The organism is Mesorhizobium sp. M5C.F.Ca.IN.020.32.2.1, assembly GCF_004023105.1.
GTDB lineage: Bacteria > Pseudomonadota > Alphaproteobacteria > Rhizobiales > Rhizobiaceae > Mesorhizobium > Mesorhizobium wenxiniae.
Window position 1 is genome coordinate 1 of sequence record NZ_RZSX01000919.1, and the last position, 2,387, is coordinate 2,387.

A 2,387-nucleotide genomic window follows, 5' to 3' on the forward strand; every position below is an offset into this window, starting at 1 on the left:
CTGGCAACCTTGCCGAAGGCTTCCAGCACCGAACGCACCTTTGCCGCGCTGATCTTTTCGGGCGCCAGGAAGTCGAACGAATAGCACATGTGCACGCGCTTGCTGCCGGCGGTATAGGCCGCCACCACCTCGAGCCCGCGCTGCGAATCGCCGACTTCGCCGACCGCCGCCGTCGCCGGATATTCGTCCAGCAGCGCGCGGAAGCGTTCGAGGAAGCCGAGATTTTCGGGGCGGCTCTTGTCGTAGAGATGGTTCTGGTAGTTGTAAGGGTTGACGGAAGGAGCGGTCTGGTCGTTGCGCTCTTCGGGCGGCAGCGGCGGATTGTCCTCCAGGCCCTGGCTGTGGAAGTAGAAATTGATTGTGTCGAGGCGGAAGCCGTCGACGCCGCGCTCCAGCCAGAAGCGGGTGACATCGAGCAGCGCATCCTGGACCGCGCGGCTGTGGAAGTTGAGATCGGGCTGCTCGGCCAGGAAATTATGCAGGTAATATTGCTGGCGGCTGGTGTCCCACTGCCAGGCCGAGCCGCCGAAGATCGACAGCCAGTTGTTTGGTGGCGTGCCGTCGGGCTTGGCGTCGGCCCAGACATACCAGTCCGCCTTCGGGTTGGTGCGGCTTGAGCGGCTTTCCCTAAACCAAGGATGGATGTCGGCGGTATGCGACAGCACCTCGTCGATCATCACCTTGAGCCCGAGCCTGTGCGCCTCGGCGGTCAGGGCATCGAAATCGGCCAGCGTGCCGAACATCGGATCGACGTCGCAATAGTCTGATACGTCGTAGCCGAAATCCTTCATCGGCGACTTGAAGAACGGCGAGATCCAGATGGCATCGACGCCCAGCGCCGCGATATAGGGCAGCCTGCGGATGATGCCCCTGAGGTCGCCGATGCCGTCGCCGTTCGAGTCCTGATAGCTGCGCGGATAGATCTGGTAGATCACGGCACCTCGCCACCAGTCGCGGTCGACAGCGAGGTCGGGGCTCAACGTTGCTTTCACAGCGGCTTGCATGATCTCAACCCCCTTTGACCGAGCCGGCGAGCAGCCCGCGGACGAAATAACGCTGCAGCGAAAAAAACACGATCAGCGGCACGACAATGGTGATGAAAGCCGATGTCGTCAGGATCTCCCAGTCGCCGCCGCGCGAGCCGAGCAACGCGTTGAGCTTGGCGGTCAGCACGATCTGGTCGCCCTCGGTGCCGAGAAAAACCATCGCGACCAGCAGATCGTTCCACACCCACAGGAACTGGAAGATGGCGAAGGAGGCCAGCACCGGGAACGACAGCGGCAGCACGATCTTGACGAAGATCTCGAAATCGCTGGCGCCGTCGATGCGGGCCGACTCCATGATTTCGCGCGGCAGGCCGGCAATGTAGCTTCTGAGGAGATAGATGGCGAAGGGCAGGCCGAAGCCGGTATGCGCCAGCCAGATGCCGAGATAGGTTTTCGACGGCACGCCGAAGAAGCTGCCGACGCCGTTGTAAAGCTTCAGCAGCGGGATCAGCGACATCTGCAGCGGCACGACCAAGAGGCCGATGATCACCGCGATGAGCAACGCCCGGCCCGGAAAGCGCATCCAGGCCAGCGCATAGGCCGCGAACGCCGCGATCAGGATCGGGATGACCGTCGCCGGAATGGTGACGGTCAGCGAATTCATGAAGGAGCGGCCGATGCCTTCCGAAAACAGCACCGTATTGTAATTTTCGGTGGTGAATTTCGGCGGCGCCGACGAGGCGTAGTAGACGCGCTGGCCGCGCTCGCCCTCAAACGGCTTCGTTGAGGTCATGACGAAACTGCCGTCGGCATTGAGCTGCAAGGTCTCGCCGTCGCCGAGATCGGCTGTCGTGCCGGCGGGATATTGCGTCGGTGCCGACGACTTGACGCCGAAGGCGCTGATGTCGCGGGCCGGATCGTCGCCGAAGATGTTGCCCTCGAGGACGAACTTGCCGTCCTTCTCGACTTGCGCCGAGGCGGGTGGCAGCCGGCCCGCTTCCGTCTGGGTGGAACTGGCGAACGAGTTCCACCAGCCCGAGGCGATGATCTGATCCTTGTCACGCAGCGACGAGACGAGAATGCCGAGCGTCGGCACGGTCCAGATCGCGACGAAGATGAAGACAGCGATATGGACGCCGAAACGGCTGGCAAAGGACTTTCCGGTCGCCACGGCCATCTCAATGTCCTCCCGTTTCTTTGTTGGCCTGGCGGATGTTCCAGACCATGATCGGAATGACCGCGATCATGATGATGATGGCGATGGTAGCGCCGCGGCCGAAATCGCCGCCGCCGCGGAACATCCAATCGAACATCAGATTGGCCAGCACCTGGCTGTTCCATTGGCCATTGGTCATGGTCAGCACGATGTCGAAAACCTTCAGCACCAGGATGGTGATGGTG

General features: G+C 62.0%; 2 protein-coding genes and 1 pseudogene. All 3 read right to left on the bottom strand.

All coding sequences use genetic code 11. The annotated features are described in order from the left end of the window. On the bottom strand, positions 1-1,004 hold a 1,004-nt coding region (locus EOA86_RS30855), incomplete at its 3' end, for an alpha-amylase family glycosyl hydrolase (RefSeq protein ID WP_245497429.1). A gap of 4 nt (positions 1,005-1,008) precedes the next feature. Beyond that, positions 1,009-2,163 carry a carbohydrate ABC transporter permease gene (locus tag EOA86_RS30860; RefSeq protein ID WP_127208617.1) on the bottom strand — a complete coding sequence of 385 codons (1,155 nt, stop codon included), beginning with the start codon at positions 2,161-2,163 and terminating at the stop codon, positions 1,009-1,011. 1 nt (position 2,164) lies between these two features. Continuing rightward, positions 2,165-2,387, bottom strand: a pseudogene (locus EOA86_RS30865) (alpha-glucoside ABC transporter permease); the annotation flags it as partial.

What these genes read in the sequence shown, in the direction of transcription:
- EOA86_RS30860 (WP_127208617.1), bottom strand. Translation starts at nt 2,163, where the DNA reads ATGGCCGTGGCGACCGGAAAGTCCTTTGCCAGCCGTTTCGGCGTCCAT.